A 17,383-nucleotide genomic window follows, 5' to 3' on the forward strand; every position below is an offset into this window, starting at 1 on the left:
GGACACACTGATTTCCGGTGCCCCGGCCCCGGACACACCGGCCCCGCACGGCTCCTGGCTGCACCGCCACTCCGAACTCGGCGTCGGTGTGCTGCTGTTCGTGCTCGGCGTCCTGGTGCTCACCGACGCTCTCGGCATGGACGTCGAGATCACCCAGCGCGGTCCGGTCGGCCCGAGGACCGTCCCGGTCGTGGTCGGCACCGGGCTGCTGGTCGTCGCCGTACTGCTCTCCCTCGACGTACTGCGCGGCGGCCGGGGCGAGGCCGAGGGCGGCGAGGACATCGACCTGAGCGAACCGAGCGACTGGCGCACCGTCCTGCTGCTCGCCGGGGTCTTCCTCGGCAACGCCGTTCTCATCGGCCCACTCGGCTTCCCCGTCTCCGGCGCGCTGCTCTTCTGGGGATCGGCGTACGCACTCGGCAGCCGCCACCCCGACCGCGACCCGCTGATCGCCGCCGGGCTCTCGCTCGGCACCTACTTCCTCTTCAACAACCTGCTCGGTGTCCCGCTTCCCGGCGGCCCGCTGATGGGAGTGATCTGAATGGACTCTCTCAACTCCCTTCTGGACGGCTTCGGTACGGCGCTCACGCCGGTCAACCTCCTCTGGGCCGCGATCGGTGTGCTCCTCGGCACGGCGATCGGTGTGCTGCCGGGCATCGGCCCCGCGATGGCGGTCGCGCTGCTGCTGCCGGTGACGTACGGACTCGAACCGACCGGCGCGTTCATCATGTTCGCCGGGATCTACTACGGCGCGATGTTCGGCGGCTCCACCACCTCCATCCTGCTCAACACCCCGGGTGAGAGCGCCTCCGTGGTGGCGGCCATGGAAGGCAACCCGATGGCGAAGGCGGGCCGGGGCGCCCAGGCCCTCGCCGCCGCGGCCGTAGGGCACTTCGCCGGCGGCATGATCGGCACGATCCTGCTGGTGGTGCTCGCCCCGACGGTCGCCTCGCTCGCCGTCGACATCGGTGCGCCCGACTACTTCGCCATCATGGTGCTCGCGTTCATCGCCGTCACGTCCGTCCTCGGCTCCTCCCGCATCCGAGGCCTCGCCTCCCTGCTCATCGGTCTCACCCTCGGTCTCGTCGGCCTCGACCAGATGACCGGCCAGCAGCGGCTGACCTTCGGCACGCTCCAACTCGCCGACGGCATCGACGTGGTGATCGTCGCAGTGGGACTCTTCGCGATCGGTGAGGCGCTGTGGGTCGCCGCGCACCTGCGGCGCTCCTCCGGCGAGGCGATTCCCGTCGGCCGCCCCTGGCTCGGCAAGGCGGACCTCCGGCGCACCTGGAAGTCCTGGCTGCGCGGACCGCTCATCGGCTTCCCCTTCGGCGCGATCCCGGCCGGCGGCGCGGAGATCCCGACGTTCCTCTCGTACGTCACCGAGAAGCGGCTCTCCAGGCACCGGCACGAGTTCGGCAAGGGCGCCATCGAAGGGGTGGCGGGTCCCGAGTCGGCCGCCTCGGCCTCGGCGGCGGGCACGCTCGTCTCCATGCTGACGCTCGGACTGCCCACGACGGCCGTAGCGGCCGTGATGCTCGCCGCGTTCCAGCAGTACGGCATCCAGCCGGGCCCGCTGCTCTTCGAGCGCGAACCCGACCTGGTCTGGGGCCTGATCGCCTCGCTCTTCGTCGGCATGGTGCTGCTGCTCGCGCTCAACCTGCCGCTCGCACCCATCTGGACGAAGCTGCTGCGCATCCCGCGCCCCTACCTCTACGCCGGGATCCTCTTCTTCGCGGCGGTCGGCGCGTACGCGGTCGGCGGGGAAGCACTCGATCTGGTGATTCTGCTGATCATCGGTCTGATCGGTTTCGGGATGCGGCGCTACGGACTGCCCGTGCTGCCCGCGGTGATCGGCGTGATCCTGGGCCCGGCGGCGGAGCAGCAGCTGCGGCGGGCCCTCCAGATCAGCGACGGAAGCGTCACCGGGCTGGTCGACACGCCCTTCTCGGTGACCGTGTACGTGGTGGTCCTGCTTCTGCTCGCCTGGCCACTCGTGAAGAAGGCGGTGAGCAAGGGCGTGCGGAAGCGGGCTGCCTCCTGACGGCCCCTCTGCCGCCACGAGCCTCATTGTCAGTGGTGGGTGCGAGCATCGGCACATGACCACGACCGACTGGAATGCCGAAGCCGACACCTTCGACCAGGAGCCCGACCACGGGCTGCTCGACCCCGCCGTGCGCACGGCCTGGGCGGCCCGGCTCGCCGACTGGCTGCCCGCTGCCCCGGCCGATGTGCTCGACCTCGGATGCGGCACGGGCAGCCTCTCGCTGCTCGCCGCCGAGCAGGGGCACCGTGTACACGCCGTCGACCTCTCGCCGCGCATGGTGGAGCTGGCCCGGGCCAAGCTGGCGGGGACCGGTGCCGAGGTGGTCGTCGGGGACGCGGTCCGGCCGCCCGCCGGCGGCCGGACCTTCGACGTGATCCTGGCCAGGCACGTGCTGTGGACACTGCCGGATCCGGAAGCGGTGCTGCGCCACTGGGCGTCGCTGCTGCGGCCGGGCGGCAGGCTGGTGCTGGTCGAAGGGGTCTGGAACGGCACGGGCCTGCCCGCGTCCCGCCTCATCACGGCGCTCGCCCCGCTGACCGAGCGCGTCCACCACGAACCGCTCTCCGCGGACCGGGCCCTGTGGGGCCACGCCGTGGACGACGAACGGTACGCGCTGATCGCCCGCCTGGCGGGCCGGGTGCGCCACACAGAAGTGGTCGACGTCCATCTGATCCTGCGCAGGGGAGACGAGGTCCTGCTCGCCCGCCGTGCGGGTACGGGGTACGCCGACGGTCTGCTCAACGGACCCTCGGGCCATGTCGAGGCCGGTGAGGACGTCCGTACGGCCGTGATCCGTGAGGCGTACGAGGAGATCGGCGTCGAGCTGGCCCCGGACGACCTGCGCGTCGCGCTGGTCATGCAGCACCGGGGCCCCGGCGGGCGGCCCAGGATCGGCTGGTTCTTCGAGGCGGAATACGGCCGCGGGGGAGAGCCGTACAACAAGGAGCCGGAGAAGTGCTCGGGGCTCTCCTGGCATCCGCTGTCCGAACTGCCCGGCGACATGGCCGCTTTCTGCCGGGCGGCTCTGGAGGCCTATCGCGCGGGCGAGCGCTTCGTCATCCACTGGCACGAGGACGACGACCCGATCGCCTTTGGTCCGGCCGGACATGACGGATCCGAGGGCCGGGACGAACGGGCCTTCCCGGACCGGGCGGTGAGACTGCCCGCCACCACCGGCGGCCAGGTGCACCACATCGAGCTGTCGGTGCCCGACCTGCTCCGGGCCGAGGCGGCCTGGGGCTGGCTGCTCGGTGAGCTGGGCCATGTCCCGTACCAGCGGTGGGAGCACGGCCGCAGCTTCCGGCGCGCCGACAGTTGTGTGGTGATCGAGGAGTCGCCCGACCTGGTAGCCGGCGGCCACGACCACCGCGGGCCGGGGCTCAACCACCTGGCATTCCATGTCACCGACCGGACCGCGCTCGACGCGCTGGTCCGCCGGGCGCCGGAGCACGGCTGGTCGCCGCTCCCCGCGGACCGCCATCCGTATGCCGGTGGTGAGGGCCGGCACACCGCGTGTCTGGAGGACGCCGACGGATACGAGGTCGAGCTGGTGGCCGGGGTCTTTCGTCTGGATCAGGCTGGATGAGGGAGCGGGGTCCGGTGTCGTGCATCGCGAGGCGGAGGAGGGAGGCGACGCGGAGCGTCGTCGACCGACGACAACGCCGAGAGTCAGGCGGGACTTTCGCAACACGCCCTGGGACCGGGGCACCCCCGGCCACACCGCCGCGGCCGGGGTCATGAGGGAGAATCAGGCCGTGACCTTGAAGATCGTGATCGACCCGGCAGGCACCAGTGCTCCGTTCGAGCAACTGCGCACGCAGATCTCCGCGCAGGCCCGCGCCGGTACCCTGCCGGTGGGCTACCGGCTCCCGACCGTACGGGGGCTCGCCGGGGATCTCGGCCTCGCCGCCAACACCGTCGCCAAGGCGTACCGCGCGCTGGAGAGCGACGGTGTGATCGAGACCCGCGGCAGGAACGGCACGTTCATCGCCGCCGCCGGTGACGCGGCCGAGCGCGAGGTCGCGGCCGCCGCCCAGGCGTACGCGGAGCGGGCGCGGCGGCTCGGGCTCGACAGGGAAGCGGCGTCGGCCGCCGTGGACGACGCGCTGCGTGCGGAGTACGCGAAGTAGGCCTCCGGGCCCGCCGGTCTCGGGGGCTCGGGGGCCCGGTCTCGGAGGCTCCCGGGTTCAGAGGTAGAGGCCCGCGTCCGAGCCCGACTGCTGGGCCGGTACGGAGCCGGGGCCGCGGCCCCGGCGCAGCGCGTACAGCTCGGCCAGCGTCGCGCCCTCGCGGCCGACGGCCGCTTCCCAGTCGCCCTGTTCGCCCTGTTCGCCGTTCAGCCAGGACACGGACTCCGACCGGGTCAGCGAGCCCACCTCGATCCTGGCCAGGCAGCGTCCCGGCCTGACCACCGCGGGGTGCAGCCGTTCCAGGTCCTCATTGGTCGTCACCCCCACCAGGACGTTCCTGCCCTGGCCGAGCAGTCCGTCGGTGAGATTCAGCAGCCGTGACAGCGCCTGACCCGCCGTGTGCTTGGCCTCGCCGCGGATCAGTTCGTCGCAGTCCTCCAGCAGGAGCAGTCGCCAGCGGCCCTTGGCCGAGCCGTCGTCCTCGCCGATCGCGATGTCCATCAGGTAACCCACGTCGTTGAACAGCCGCTCCGGGTCGAGCACGCAGTCGACCTGGCACCAGTCGCGCCAGGACCGGGCCAGCGTCCGCAGCGCGGAGGTCTTGCCCGTACCGGGCGGGCCGTGCAGCAGGAGCAGCCGGCCAGCGATGTCGTCCGGGGTCACCTTCATCAGCCGGTCCAGCGCGTCGGCCACCGGCGCCGTGTAGTTGGGCCGCACCTCGTCCCACGTCCCCGCGGTGATCTGACGGGTGGTGCGGTGCGGACCACGGCGCGGCGACACGTACCAGAAACCCATGGTCACGTTCTCCGGCTGGGGTTCCGGCTCGTCCTGCGCGCCGTCCGTCGCCAGCCGGTGGATCTGTTCCGCGAGGTCGGAGCTGACCGCCGTCACCGTGACATCGGCGCCGCGGTTCCACCGGGACACCAGCAGCGTCCAGCCGTTGCCCTCGGCGAGCGTGGCGCTGCGGTCGTCGTCGCGGGCGGAGCGCAGCACGGTGGCGCCGGGCGGCAGCAGGGTCACGCCCGACTTGACGCGGTCGATGGTGGAGCTGTGGGAGTAGGGCTGCTCGCCCGTCGCGAAGCGGCCGAGGAACAGCGCGTCGACCACATCCGACGGGGAGTCGCTGTCGTCGACATTGAGCCGGATCGGCAGTGCGTCCTGAGGCTTGGCAGACATGTCGCCCATGATCCGGCACAGCGACGGCCGATGCACGGTGTTTTGCCCTGTGGCGGCGCTTCGTCCGGCTCGGCGCGCCGAATCGGCGCGGGTGAATGTACGACGGTATTGATGAATGTGACTGTATGGAAACTCCTGCAACAAGGCTTATCTTTTTGCTTATTTGGCCGTACTTCGACGGTCACATCCCGATGATCCCTGATCAGAATGAGGCGGCGGAAAAACTCACCGAACGTTCTTGTCATGACCGCTTCCAGTGAAGTGTGCGGTCTGGTAACAAAGTTCAGGCAGAAATACTGCTAAAAGGAGCTTCCATGAAACTGTCCCGAATCACGGCATATTCGTCCGCGCTCGTTCTCGGCGCCGTACTCGCTCTCACCGGAGCGGGCGCGGCGGGCGCCGCTCAATCGGCCGCGGCCGTCGACTACGTGGCCCTGGGGGACTCGTACTCCTCGGGCGTCGGATCCGGCGGCTACGACAGCGCCAGCGGCGACTGCAAGCGCACTCCCCGCGCCTATCCGCAGCTGTGGGCGGCGTCCCACGCACCCTCGTCGTTCGCGTTCACCGCTTGCTCGGGCGCTCTTACGGGTGATGTGACGGCGAGCCAGCTGGCGCCGCTCAACGCCGGCACGGACCTCGTCTCGATCACGATCGGAGGCAACGATGCCGGATTCTCGGACGTCATGACCACCTGCGTACTCCAGTCGGAGGCCACCTGCCTGAACCGGGTCGCCACGGCGCGCGGCTTCGTGGACTCCACCCTGCCGGGACGGCTCGACGCGGTGTACACGGCGATCAGATCCAAGGCGCCCTCCGCGCGGGTCGTCGTCCTCGGCTACCCCCGCTTCTACAAGCTCTCCGGCAACTGCATCGCCGGTCTCAGTGAGGCGGAGCGCTCGGCGATCAACAGTGCCTCGGACTACCTCAACGCGGCCACGGCCAAGCGCGCCGCCGACCACGGCTTCACTTTCGTGGATGTCGCGCCCAACTTCTCCGGTCACGAGATCTGCTCGGGCTCGGAGTGGCTGCACAGCCTGGACCTGCTGAACATCGGCGAGTCCTACCACCCCACGCAGCAGGGCCAGTCGGGCGGCTACCTGCCCGCGTTCACCTCCGCCGCGTAAGCACGGGGCCGGCGCTCCTCCCCTCCCGGGGCGCCGGCCGCCTCGCCGGAACGGCATGCCGACGGGAGCGACTTGTCCAAGTCGCCCTGAAATAAGATAGATCGGGACGTTGCCGTCAATTCCCTTACGGGTGTGGTTAATCCCGGAGACGGGATACACGAGTGTCGTAAGAGGGCGATAGGGTTACCCTGCCCGGGTCGGGTGCCCTTGTACGGGTGGGGAGTGACATGAAACAGATAACGGTCCACAGCAGGGCGCGAGTCCCTGCCATTACCTGCGGGAGCAGCGCGGCCAGTTCGCGTCTCGACCGCCATCTTTCGGTGCTCGGCGGCCCTGCCGTCCCGCAGCGGGAGACGGCCGAGGCGACGTCGCTGATGCGTGAGCTGACGTCCCGTGACGCGGCGCACACCCGCAAGAGCAAGAGCGCGCGCGTGCTGCTCTTCGCGCCGCTGCGCCTGCTGCGCCGGTCGCTCTTCGGCAGCCGCGGCTGATCCCTGCGGCAATGCCGTGACGGCAGCGCGCAGGCAGTGCGCCGAGGTCGTCACCTTGACCGGCGTCGTGCGCCGGAATGCTCGGCGAGCGCCCTGTCGAGCGTGGAATACCTGTTACGGCGGCGCGGCCGGTGGACCACTCCCCACCACCGGCCGGCCGGCCGCCCCACTCGTGCAACCCCGGCCCCTGTCTTGCCTTTTGCCTGCTCAGCGCTCGTGTCCGCCGTGCGTGTACCCGCACATCGAGCGGTACGAATAGTACGAGCGGCGGCCCCGGTGAGCGCATGGAATCAGCCACGGGATGTACGGCATCATTCCGGCCATGTCGCTGTGCGGACCGGCCGTCCGCCAGCTCGGAGGCGGGTCGGAGGTACCTCTCGGCATTGTCCGGAACCAGCCCCTCCACTCGCCGGAAGCCGGGCGTGACCTGCGGGGTGCGGGGCGTGGCCTGCGGGAAGGGACGCCCTAGAGCAGTGCGAACTGGCCGTCCGGGCCTTCCTCGTGGTGGTCGAACACCGAGGCGGGGCGCCGGGCCGAAGGCGGGACGGGGAGGACGCCGGCCCCGCGCAGCTCGGCTCCACTGATCGTCGGGCCCGCGTGCAACGCGTCGTGAGGCGAAGGGAGTTCGCCGAGGAGCGCCAAAACGGTGATCAGTTCGAGCAGTTCCGACGTCCGCTCCCGGGGCCAGCCGGACGGCCTGATCTCCTCCAGGGTGCCCGGTTGCGGCCGTGCCGTACGCCGCTCGAACCACAGTTCCAGCACGCGTACGCCTCCGACCCGGAACTCCCAGGCCGCCGCCGGTACCGGCGAGATGCGGCCGGTACCGAGCAACAGCGCCTCTCCGCCTGCGTCATACGTGATCGATTCCGGCCGGGCGGGCACGGCCGCGCGTACGTACGGACGCCGGCCGCCCGGCAGCCTGGGACGTTCGCCGCCCCGTGCCCCGCGTACCTGGATACGGATCATCCGCCGCCCCAGCCCGACACCGGCCGCCCAGCGCTCCGGCTCCGCGGGCAGCGGGACCGCGGGACCCGCGGGCGTGGCCGAGGCGACCGCCACACACCAGGCCAGCACCTCGTCAGGAGCGACCTGGTGGCCGTAGCGGGCCGACAGCAGCGCGGTCAGTCCCGGGGTCAGATTGGGTTCCGTGCCGCCGGGACGCCGGTACAGGGGCCGGATCCGGCCCGGTCTGCCCACCGGGGCGCGGCCGTCCGGCAGCAGGGCGCTGACCAGCAGCGCGGGCCCGGGCGCGGCCGGTACGTACCCCTGCTCGACGGCGAACAGCTGGTGCTCGTCGGCGACCCGCCACAACTCGGGGCGGGCCGCGTCGATCAGCCGGTGGTCCGGGATCAGCCACTGCTCGTCGAAGGGCCCGTGCGCCACCCGCAGCGGTTCGGGGCAGCGGCCCGTCTCCCGGGCGAAGCGCCCCGTGCCCGTAGCGCGTCCGGGCAGCGCGGCGGCCGCGGTGTCCGGCGTACGCGCCCGGGTCGGCTCGAACAGCGCCTCATGCTCCGCTCCTCCGGCGGCGACGAGCCTGTCCCAGCGAGCGGTGAGGGACTGCGGATCGGGCGCGAGGATCCAGGATCTGCCGAGCCGCATCGGGGCCGCCGACCACGGCATGAGGTCGCTCAGCAGCGGGGCCTCGGAGAGCGGAGCGTCCCCGGCCGCGCCGGACCGCGTCGCCGTCATGCGGACATGTCCTCTCGTCGCCCTGTTTCTCCCTGTACGCCGTCGGCGGCATCGTAACCGCCTTACCGGGCAGGGCGGATCGCGACCTGGTGCCGGACCGGGCCCCCGCCCGGCCCGTGTTCACTCCGCGTCGACGGTGACCGAGAACGAGAAGCGGTCACCCCGGTAGCGGATCCTGGCCACATCCACCACTCTGCCCGCCTCGTCGTACGTCACCCCCGTGTAGTGCAGGATCGGGCTGAGCAGCGGCACCCGCAGCAACTCGGCCGTGGCGGGCTCCGCGAGCCGCGCCTCGACCGTGTCGGTGATCCGGCTGATCCGTACCCCCACCGCGTCGCGCAGCACCTTCGTCATCGGCCAGCGCTCCAGATCGGCGACATCGAGCGTGGCCGCCACCTCGGGACGCACCGCGTTCTCCGCCCAGTTGACGGGCTCGCCGCTCTCGCTGTCGCGGCGCAGCCGGGTGTACGTCACCACGCTGTCCAGATCCGGGAAGTACTCGGCCAGTTCACCCGGGACCGGGGCCGGGCCGTGGCCCAGCAGCGTCGTCAGCTCACCGGACTGCTGGGCCACGATCGTGTCGATGGAGCCCAGCAGCCGGCGCGGGGCGCCGCGCCGCGCCCCCGGCTCGATGAACGTGCCACGCCGCCGGTGCCGGCTGATCAGGCCCTCCCGCTCCAGTTCCTTGAGCGCCTGGCGCATGGTCAGCACACTGACGCCGTAGTGCGCGGCGAGCTGTTCCTCGGTCGGCAGCCGCAGCGGATCGACCGCGCGGCGGACCAGTATCGAGGCGCGCAGCGACTGCGACACCTGGTACCAGAGCGGCAGTTTGCGGTTCAGGACCAGTGAGTCGGGGGCGAAGGCGGTCACGTCAACTCCGTATCAGGGCCTGAAGTGGCGCTGAAGACCCTGCCATACGCGGTCGTAGTCCTCCTGCAGGTGGGGTGCGTTCGCGGCCTGGCCGGTGGCGGTCACCGGCCAGCGGGTCTCGAACATGAAGGCCAGACCGTCGCTGATCTTCTGCGGCTTCAGCTCCGCCGCGCTCGCCCGGTCGAAGGTCTCCCGGTCGGGGCCGTGCGCCGACATCATGTTGTGCAGTGAACCGCCGCCGGGGACGAATCCGCCCTCGCCCGCGCTCTTCGCGTCGTACGCGCCCTCGATCAGGCCCATGTACTCGCTCATCACGTTGCGGTGGAAGTACGGCGGCCTGAACGTGTCCTCGCCGACCAGCCAGCGCGGCGCGAAGACGACGAAGTCGACCCCGGCGAGGCCAGGAGTGTCGGAGGGCGAGGTCAGGACGGTGAAGATCGACGGGTCGGGGTGGTCGTAGCTGATGGAACCGATGACATTGAAACGGCGCAGATCGTAGACGTACGGCACGTGGTTGCCGTGCCAGGCGACCACGTCGAACGGCGAGTGGTCGTACGTCGCTGCCCACAGGTTCCCGCAGAACTTGTTCACCACCTGCACCGGCCGCTCCACGTCCTCGTACGCGGCGACGGGCGCCAGGAAGTCCCGTGCGTTCGCAAGGCCGTTGGCGCCGATCGGGCCGAGGTCGGGGAGTGTGAACGGGCGGCCGTAGTTCTCGCAGACATAGCCGCGCGCCGTCTCGTCGAGCAGTTCGACCCGGAAGCGCAGACCGCGCGGGATCAGTGCCACATGCCCCGGAAGGGCTTCCAGCAGGCCGAGTTCGGTACGGATCAGCAGTCCGCCGCGCTCCGGGACGATCAGCAGCTCGCCGTCGGCGTCACCGAACACCCGGTCCGTCATGGGGGCGTTGGCGTGGTAGAGGTGAATCGCCATGCCGGTGCGCTGCGCCGCGTCGCCGTTGCCGCCCAGTGTCCACAGCCCGTCCAGGAAATCGGTGCCGGGAGCGGGCTCCGGCAGCGGATCCCAGCGGAGCCGGTTGGGGTCGGGGACGGACTCGGTGAAGGGGGCGCCGCGCAGACCGCCGTTGTCGATCCGGACGTACGGCGGATGCGCCGCAGAAGGCCTGATGCGGTAGAGCCACGACCTGCGGTTGTGTGCGCGCGGCTCGGTGAAGGCGCTGCCGCTCAACTGCTCGGCGTAGAGCCCGAGAGGCGCGCGCTGCGGTGCGTTGCGGCCGTGCGGCAGCGCGCCGGGCACCGCCTCCGAACTGTGTTCATTGCCGAATCCCGGGGAGTGGGACAGCTCCTCGGCCGTCTTTCTCGCCCGCTCGATGCCGCTCATCGTCCGCTCCCGTGCTCGGTGAATCCTGAGGAATCCTATGGACAACCGTAGGATTACCCTTCCGGGCCGCGAAGGGAACCACGCCGCACCGGAGAACCCCTTCCCTGATACGTACCGGTCGGTATGCTCTGTGTGGTTCGCGCGTCACCGCCGCCGTCCCGGAGGATCCATGCACAGCGCCCTGCGCATCTGCCCGCTCTGCGAGGCCACGTGCGGGCTCTCGCTCACCATCGAGGGAAGCCGCGTCACCGGAGCCAGGGGCGACCGCGAGGACGTCTTCAGCAAGGGCTTCGTCTGCCCCAAGGGCGCCTCCTTCGGAGCGCTCGACTCCGACCCCGACCGGCTGCGTGTCCCGCTCGTCCGGGAGAACGGCGAACTGCGCGAGGCGGGCTGGGACGAGGCGTTCGACTTGATCGCCGCCCGACTGCCTTCCCTCATAGGGGAGTTCGGCCCGGACGCGGTCGGCCTGATCCTCGGTAACCCCAATGTCCACACCGTGGCCGGCGGACTCTACCCGGCCCTGCTGGTGAGCGCGCTCGGCACCCGGAACGTCTTCACGGCGAGCACCCTCGACCAGATGCCCAAGCACGTCTCCAGCGGACTGCTCTTCGGCGACGCCAACGCCATACCCGTACCCGACCTGGACCGGACGGACCACCTGCTGCTCCTGGGCGCCAACCCCCTGGAATCCAACGGGAGTCTCTGCACCGCGCCCGACTTCCCCGGCAAGCTCAAGGCGCTGCGCAAACGCGGCGGAACCCTCACCGTGGTCGACCCGCGCCGCACCCGTACGGCGAAGCTGGCCGACCGGCACATCGCCATCAGGCCGGGCACGGACGCCCTGTTGCTCGCCGCCCTCGCCCAGGTCCTCTTCGAGGAGAAGCTCACCGCGCCGGGTCCGCTCGCCGGCCATGTCGAGGGCATGGAGGAAGTACACGACGCCGTAAGGGACTTCACGCCCGAAGCCGTCGCCGCCGCCTGCGACGTCGACGCCGGTGTGATCCGTACGATCGCCCGCGAACTCGCCGCCGCTCCCACCGCGGCCGTCTACGGCCGCATCGGCAGCAGCACCGTCGAGTACGGCACCCTCGCCAGCTGGCTGGTCGACGTCCTCAACGTCCTCACCGGCAACCTCGACCGGCCGGGCGGCGCGCTCTTCCCCCTCTCCGCCGCCGACCGCGCGCCCCGACTCCCCGCCCCGGGCAAGGGATTCGCGCTCGGCCGCTGGGCGAGCCGCGTGTCCGGGCATCCGGAGGCCAAGGGCGAACTGCCGCTCGCCGCGCTCGCCGAGGAGATCGAGACCCCGGGAGAGGGCCGGATCCGCGTGGTGATCGCCTCCGCGGCCAACCCCGTACTCTCCGCTCCCGACGGCGACCGCCTCGACCGGGCCCTGGAGAGCCTGGACTTCATGATCAGCGTGGACCCGTATCTCAACGAGACCTCACGCCACGCGGACGTCGTCCTGCCCCCGCCCCCGCCCGCGCAGAGCCCGCACTTCGACTTCGCCTTCAACACCCTCGCCGTGCACAACCAGGTCCGCTACAGCCCGCGCGCCGTCCCCCTGGACCAGGACAGGATCGACGAGAGCGAGATCTTCGCCCGGCTCGTCCTCATCGCGCGGGGCCTGCACGGCGCGCCCCCCGGCGCCGTCGACGACGCGGTGATCGAGGGAACTCTCGACAAGGCCGTCACCGACCCGCTCTCTCCCGTACACGGGCGCGCACCTGGCGAGTTGGCCGGTGCGCTCACCGGCAGTACGGGACCCGAGCGCAGGCTCGACCTGATGCTGCGCCTCGGCCCGTACGGCGACGGCTTCGGCGCGAACCCCGAAGGGATCAGCCTCGCACGGCTGTTGGACCATCCGCACGGCATCGACCTCGGGCCGCTGCGTCCTCGTATCCCCGCGCTGCTGAAGACCCGCAGCGGACGCGTCGAGCTGCTGCCCGCGCCCATCGCGGCCGATCTGCCGCGGCTGCGCGCCGCGCTGGACGAGCGGCCCGCCTCGCTCGTCCTGGTCGGGCGCCGTCACCTGCGTTCCAACAACAGCTGGATGCACAACGTCGCCGCACTGGGCGGCGGTTCGAATCGCTGCACGCTCCAGATCCACCCGGCCGACGCGGCCAGACTCGGACTTGAGGACGGCGGTCCCGTACGCATCACCTCGGACGGAGGAACCGTCGAGGCGCCGGTGGAGATCACCGACACGATCAGGACCGGTGTGGTGAGCCTGCCGCACGGCTGGGGGCACAACCGTCCTGGCACCCGTATGTCCGTGGCCGCCGCGCGCCCCGGGGTCAACGTCAACCAACTGCTCGACGGCTCGCGGCTCGACCCCCTCTCGGGCACCACCGTCCTGAACGGATTCCCGGTCGAACTCGCACCCGTGCGGTGAGACGGCGGCGCTGCCCCGTGCCTGGTCCCGGGGCGGATCAGCCGAAGCGGCCGTTGACGTAGTCGGCGGTACGGGAGTCCTGCGGTGCGCCGAACATCGCCTCGGTCGGGCCGTGCTCCACGATGCCGCCGGGCGTGCCCTGCGCGGCGAGGAAGAAGGCGGTGTTCTGCGAGACGCGCGCCGCCTGCTGCATGTTGTGCGTCACGATGACGACGGTGACCTCGCTGGCCAGTTCCCTGATGGTCTCCTCGACGTGGCGGGTCGAGGTGGGGTCCAGGGCCGAGCAGGGCTCGTCCATGAGCAGCACGCGCGGCCGGATGGCCAGCGAGCGGGCGATGCACAGCCGCTGCTGCTGGCCGCCGGAGAGCGCGCCACCGGGCTGGCGCAGCCGGTCACGGACCTCTTTCCAGAGGCTCGCGCGGCTCAGGCACTCCTCGACGAGCTGGTCCTTCTCGTCCCGGGTCGCGCGCTTGCCGGTGAGCTTCAGACCCGCCAGCACATTGTCGTAGATGGACATCGCCGGGAACGGGTTGGGCTTCTGGAACACCATGCCGATGTGCCGGCGGGCCTCGGTGAGCCGCCGTCCGACCGCGTAGATGTCGTCGCCGTCGAGGAGGACCTCGCCGCCCATCGCGGCGCCCGGGATCATCTCGTGCATCCGGTTGAGCGTGCGCAGGAAGGTCGACTTGCCGCAGCCGGAAGGGCCGATGAGGGCGGTGACCTGCCCGGCGGGCATGGTCAGCGAGACCCGGTCCAGCACCTTGTGGGTGCCGAACCACGCGGAGACGGAGCGGGCGTCCAGCGTGGCCGGCCCCTCTCCTTCCGCGTACGGCGGGGTGACGGGCAGCGTCATGGTCGACTCGACTGCGGTGGCGGGGGCATTCACGGCGGGCACCTCGGGTGTCGCGGAGGGACGGTACGGGGGAGGGGAACGGTCCGGCGGTACAGGGCCCGACAGGGCCTGGGCGTCAGAGCAGGTTGGGCAGCAGCCGGGTGACCTGGTCGGCGACCTGAAGGCCGACGGCAGCGGTCACCGGCAGGAAGACGATCCACGTCTGCTGGCGGCCCCAGCGGTGCCAGGCCCAGACGGCGGCGACGGCGACCGCGAGCAGCAGCTGGAGCCAGAGCACCAGCTCCCACATGGCGCCTCCGGCGGAGGCCATCGGCTGTTCGTCCTCGGCGAGGGAGCCGGGGCGGATGACCGCGTCGGGGGTGTCCGCGGTCCTGGACACCAGATCGGCGTCGACGCGCAGCACCCCGCCGGGCAGGTAGGAGGTGCCGGCCGCGGTGACCAGCACCAGCCGGCCGCCGGCCGGGGCGGGCGGCGGAGGCGACGGGTCGCCGGCCCGGCGCGAGCCCAGCACCTTGTACGTGTGCCGGCCCTGCCCGGTGGTCACGGAGAACGTGGTGCCCGGCTTGAGGTCCGCGAGGCCGCCGAACGGCCCGCCGTAGGCGGCGGCGCGGCCCATCAGCACGCTGGTGCCGGTCTGGCCGGGGAGCGGGGTGTCCCTGCGGTGGCCGGGACCGCCGGAGAGGACGTCGGAGGAGGTTCCCTCACGGACGACCTCGCGCAGGTGCAGTGCCGGGATCCGCAGCAGCGCGACAGGCGTGCCGGGCGCGAGGAGCCTGCCCTGCTGGTCCGTCTGGCCGACCGGGGCGGTGCCCTCCGCGAGGGAGGCGCGCAGCGCGTCGAACGCCGTCTGCTGCGCGGCGCGGTGCTGGAGACCGCTGATCAGCACGAGGTTGGCGACGAGTCCGAGCAGCAGGACCGCGAGGGCGAGCAGCGCCCCGCGTCCGATCTGGCGGCCGGCGGGCAGCCGCGGTTCCGCGGCGGACGGCCGGGCGGCGGGGCTGCCGGGCGTCCCACCGGACGCGGGCGACGGGTCGGGCTGGGCGGCGGTCTCCGGCGTCACGGCGCCGGCCGCTGCCGGCGGCGGGGTCTGGACGGTAACCGTCACGGCGGCCGGCCTCCTCGGGGGTACGGGGGTGGTCTGGAAGTCTGGATGGTGGTGGGGCTGGATGGCGGTGAGGCTCCCGGCCGCGGCGGACGGATGCCCGCCGCGGCCGGGACCGGTACTACTTGGACGTGATGGTGAACGCCTTGCCCGTGAGGGCGTTGGTGGTGCTGGTGCCGACGTAGCGCACCTTCAGCGAGTGCTTGCCCTTGGCCAGCTTCGGCAGGGTCACGGTCACCTTGCCGTTCTTGAGGGTGGCGGTCGCGAGGACCTTCTTGCCCTCGAGAATCTGCACCTTGCCGGTGGGGACGTAGCCGGTCGCGGTGACCGTGGCCGTCACCTTGGCCTTGGCGGTCGGCTTGACCGTGGACGGGGCGCTCTGCTTGAGCTTCGGGGTCGCCTTGGTGACGGTGATCTTGACCGTGGCCGAGGACGCCGTCAGCTTGCTGTCGCCGGCGTACGACACGGTCAGGGTGTGCGTGCCGACGCTGAGGCCCTTGGACAGGGCGACGGAGACCTTGCCGGACTTGTCGAGCGTGCCCGTACCGCGGGAGGTCTTGCCCTCCTTGATGGTGACCTTGCCGGTCGGGACGGACTTTCCGGTCGTCACGACGTTGATCTTGCGGGAGACACCGTAGGCCACCTTGGACGGGGAGGCCGTGGCGGTCGTCTTCGAGGCGGTCTTGACGACCGGGGCCTCGGTGACGGTGGCGGAGAGGGACTTGACGGCGCCGGCGCCGACCAGGTTCGCCGCGAAGATCTGGGCGGTGTACTTGCCGGCCGGCAGGCTGACGGTCAGCGAGGTGGCCGGGGCCTTGACGTCCTTGCTGTACGCGACGGCGCCGGAGGCGTTCTTGACGAGGACGCGGTAGTCGGTCACCGGCAGGGCGGTGGCGGACGGCGCGGTCCACGTCAGCTTGAGCTGACGCGGGGTGGCGACGGAACCGGTGAACGTGCGCACGGCGCCGGGCTTGTCCTGCGCGGCGGTGGAGCCCTCCAGGCCGCCGTACTTGGCGTGGTTGCCCGGGTCGATCGAGCCGTTGTACGACTCGTTCAGGAAGCCGAACTGGGCGATGGTGTTCTTGGCCGCGTCGGAGGCGATGGCCGGCTTGTGCGTGCCGGAGGAGACGAACAGGTCGAACAGGCCCTTGTCGAAGAAGGCGCTGCTCTCGTCGATCGCGCGGCTCGGCACGACGTTGTACACGTCGCGGCCGAACGTGGCGTCGTTGTAGTACGACTCGACGGGGCTGAGCTTGCCGGCCTTGTCGGCCGTGACCGGGGAGACCGCCGGGGCGGAGGACTTCAGCTGGAGGGCGCCGACGAAGGCACCGGCCTTGGCCGCCTTCGAACTGCGGTCCGGGGCGACGTTGTTGATCTGCGCGACCCAGCTCGCCACCGAGAACGGGATGAGGTCGCCGTCCTGGAGGATGACGTCGTTGGCCTTGTTCTCCTCGACCACGTGGTCGGAGGCGATCGGCAGGGACGCGTTGTCGGCCACCCCGATGGCGCCGAGGAAGAACTTCCGCGTGCCGGAGCCGGCCTGCGGGATGAACGGGTGGACCGGCTTGCCGCCGACCTTCGGGTCGGAGCTGGAGTAGATGTCCTTCAGCTGCTCCGGGGTCAGGTTCTTGAGGTGGTCGCCCTTGGCGACGTAACCCACGGCGTCACGGCCGAAGGGAATGTAGACGAGGGTGTCACCGGAGGTGCTCGGGCCGCCGGAGGAGCGGGCGAAGTCGACCTGGCCGGTCATGACGGCGCCGTCGGCGGGCTTGCTCGGGTCCTTGTCGCCGGTCAGGGCGGCGCTCAGGGCCTTCGTGCCGGCACCCGATCCGTTCGGCCGGGTGAACTCCGGTCCCTTCGCACGGGTCTTGATCGTGCCGGAGCCCGTCGCGTTGTAGGACGCCACCTTCGCGAGGGAGGTGCCGGCGAGGGCGTTCACGACATCCTGGGTGGTGTCGGAACCGACACCGACGTAGGTGCCGAAGGTGCCGGTCGCCGGGTCGGCCATGGCCGGGCCCGCGACGGCGATGGTGCCTGCGGCGATCGCGGCGGTGAGGACCGCGGCGAGTGCGGCGGTGGGACGCTTGGTACCCATGAGTCTGTCTCCAACCAAGGGACGGATGTGACGTGTGAGAACTGCTTGGCGTGGTACACGGTTCTTGCCTGCCG

At 71.2% G+C, this 17,383-nt stretch carries 14 protein-coding genes; 7 read left to right on the top strand and 7 right to left on the bottom strand.

Annotation, left to right across the window (positions count from 1 at the left end):
* Positions 1-10: 10 nt before the first annotated feature.
* From ACIP6N_RS16630 to ACIP6N_RS16645, 4 genes are all read left to right on the top strand, one after another.
* Positions 11-541, top strand: coding sequence for a tripartite tricarboxylate transporter TctB family protein (locus ACIP6N_RS16630; RefSeq protein ID WP_401816870.1), 531 nt, complete (start codon positions 11-13; stop codon positions 539-541).
* Positions 542-2,044 carry a tripartite tricarboxylate transporter permease gene (locus ACIP6N_RS16635; RefSeq protein WP_401816330.1) on the top strand — a complete coding sequence of 501 codons (1,503 nt, stop codon included), beginning with the start codon at positions 542-544 and terminating at the stop codon, positions 2,042-2,044. It begins immediately after the preceding gene.
* A gap of 55 nt (positions 2,045-2,099) precedes the next feature.
* Positions 2,100-3,632: a trifunctional class I SAM-dependent methyltransferase/NUDIX hydrolase/VOC family protein gene (locus tag ACIP6N_RS16640; protein WP_401816332.1), complete on the top strand. Its 1,533-nt coding sequence runs from the start codon at positions 2,100-2,102 to the stop codon at positions 3,630-3,632.
* A 169-nt stretch (positions 3,633-3,801) separates the two neighbouring features.
* Positions 3,802-4,176, top strand: a complete 375-nt coding sequence (locus tag ACIP6N_RS16645; RefSeq protein ID WP_401816333.1) for a GntR family transcriptional regulator — start codon at positions 3,802-3,804, stop codon at positions 4,174-4,176.
* A 57-nt stretch (positions 4,177-4,233) separates the two neighbouring features.
* Here ACIP6N_RS16645 and ACIP6N_RS16650 read toward each other — a convergent pair whose 3' ends face one another.
* Complete coding sequence (locus tag ACIP6N_RS16650) at positions 4,234-5,352, bottom strand: DUF5925 domain-containing protein (RefSeq protein WP_401816335.1); 1,119 nt, start codon at positions 5,350-5,352, stop codon at positions 4,234-4,236.
* A gap of 314 nt (positions 5,353-5,666) precedes the next feature.
* On the opposite strand from ACIP6N_RS16650, the gene ACIP6N_RS16655 reads away from it, so the two are divergent.
* Together ACIP6N_RS16655 and ACIP6N_RS16660 are read left to right on the top strand one after the other, a co-directional pair.
* Positions 5,667-6,476, top strand: a complete 810-nt coding sequence (locus tag ACIP6N_RS16655) for an SGNH/GDSL hydrolase family protein (RefSeq protein ID WP_401816336.1) — start codon at positions 5,667-5,669, stop codon at positions 6,474-6,476.
* Between the two features lie 227 nt (positions 6,477-6,703).
* On the top strand, positions 6,704-6,967 hold the full coding sequence (locus tag ACIP6N_RS16660; RefSeq protein ID WP_401816338.1) for a hypothetical protein: 264 nt from the start codon (positions 6,704-6,706) through the stop codon (positions 6,965-6,967).
* A gap of 465 nt (positions 6,968-7,432) precedes the next feature.
* Here ACIP6N_RS16660 and ACIP6N_RS16665 read toward each other — a convergent pair whose 3' ends face one another.
* The 3 genes from ACIP6N_RS16665 to hmgA form a co-directional block, all read right to left on the bottom strand.
* Complete coding sequence (locus ACIP6N_RS16665; RefSeq protein ID WP_401816340.1) at positions 7,433-8,656, bottom strand: type ISP restriction/modification enzyme; 1,224 nt, start codon at positions 8,654-8,656, stop codon at positions 7,433-7,435.
* Between the two features lie 120 nt (positions 8,657-8,776).
* Positions 8,777-9,526 (bottom strand): GntR family transcriptional regulator, encoded by a 750-nt coding sequence (locus ACIP6N_RS16670; protein ID WP_401816342.1) that lies wholly within the window; start codon positions 9,524-9,526, stop codon positions 8,777-8,779.
* Between the two features lie 12 nt (positions 9,527-9,538).
* Positions 9,539-10,867, bottom strand: a complete 1,329-nt coding sequence (gene hmgA, locus ACIP6N_RS16675; RefSeq protein WP_401816344.1) for a homogentisate 1,2-dioxygenase — start codon at positions 10,865-10,867, stop codon at positions 9,539-9,541.
* Between the two features lie 169 nt (positions 10,868-11,036).
* Here hmgA and ACIP6N_RS16680 point away from each other — a divergent pair, with 169 nt between their 5' ends.
* Positions 11,037-13,259 carry a molybdopterin oxidoreductase family protein gene (locus tag ACIP6N_RS16680; protein WP_401816346.1) on the top strand — a complete coding sequence of 741 codons (2,223 nt, stop codon included), beginning with the start codon at positions 11,037-11,039 and terminating at the stop codon, positions 13,257-13,259.
* A gap of 37 nt (positions 13,260-13,296) precedes the next feature.
* Here ACIP6N_RS16680 and ACIP6N_RS16685 read toward each other — a convergent pair whose 3' ends face one another.
* The 3 genes from ACIP6N_RS16685 to ACIP6N_RS16695 form a co-directional block, all read right to left on the bottom strand.
* Positions 13,297-14,112, bottom strand: a complete 816-nt coding sequence (locus ACIP6N_RS16685; RefSeq protein WP_401816871.1) for a phosphate ABC transporter ATP-binding protein — start codon at positions 14,110-14,112, stop codon at positions 13,297-13,299.
* Positions 14,113-14,227: 115 nt separating this feature from the next.
* Positions 14,228-15,217, bottom strand: coding sequence for a sortase domain-bontaining protein (locus ACIP6N_RS16690; protein WP_401816347.1), 990 nt, complete (start codon positions 15,215-15,217; stop codon positions 14,228-14,230).
* A 118-nt stretch (positions 15,218-15,335) separates the two neighbouring features.
* Positions 15,336-17,309, bottom strand: coding sequence for an Ig-like domain repeat protein (locus tag ACIP6N_RS16695; RefSeq protein ID WP_401816349.1), 1,974 nt, complete (start codon positions 17,307-17,309; stop codon positions 15,336-15,338).
* Positions 17,310-17,383: the final 74 nt, after the last annotated feature.

Origin of the sequence: Streptomyces sp. NPDC088725, assembly GCF_044751305.1 — a bacterium.
Classification (GTDB): Bacteria; Actinomycetota; Actinomycetes; order Streptomycetales; family Streptomycetaceae; genus Streptomyces.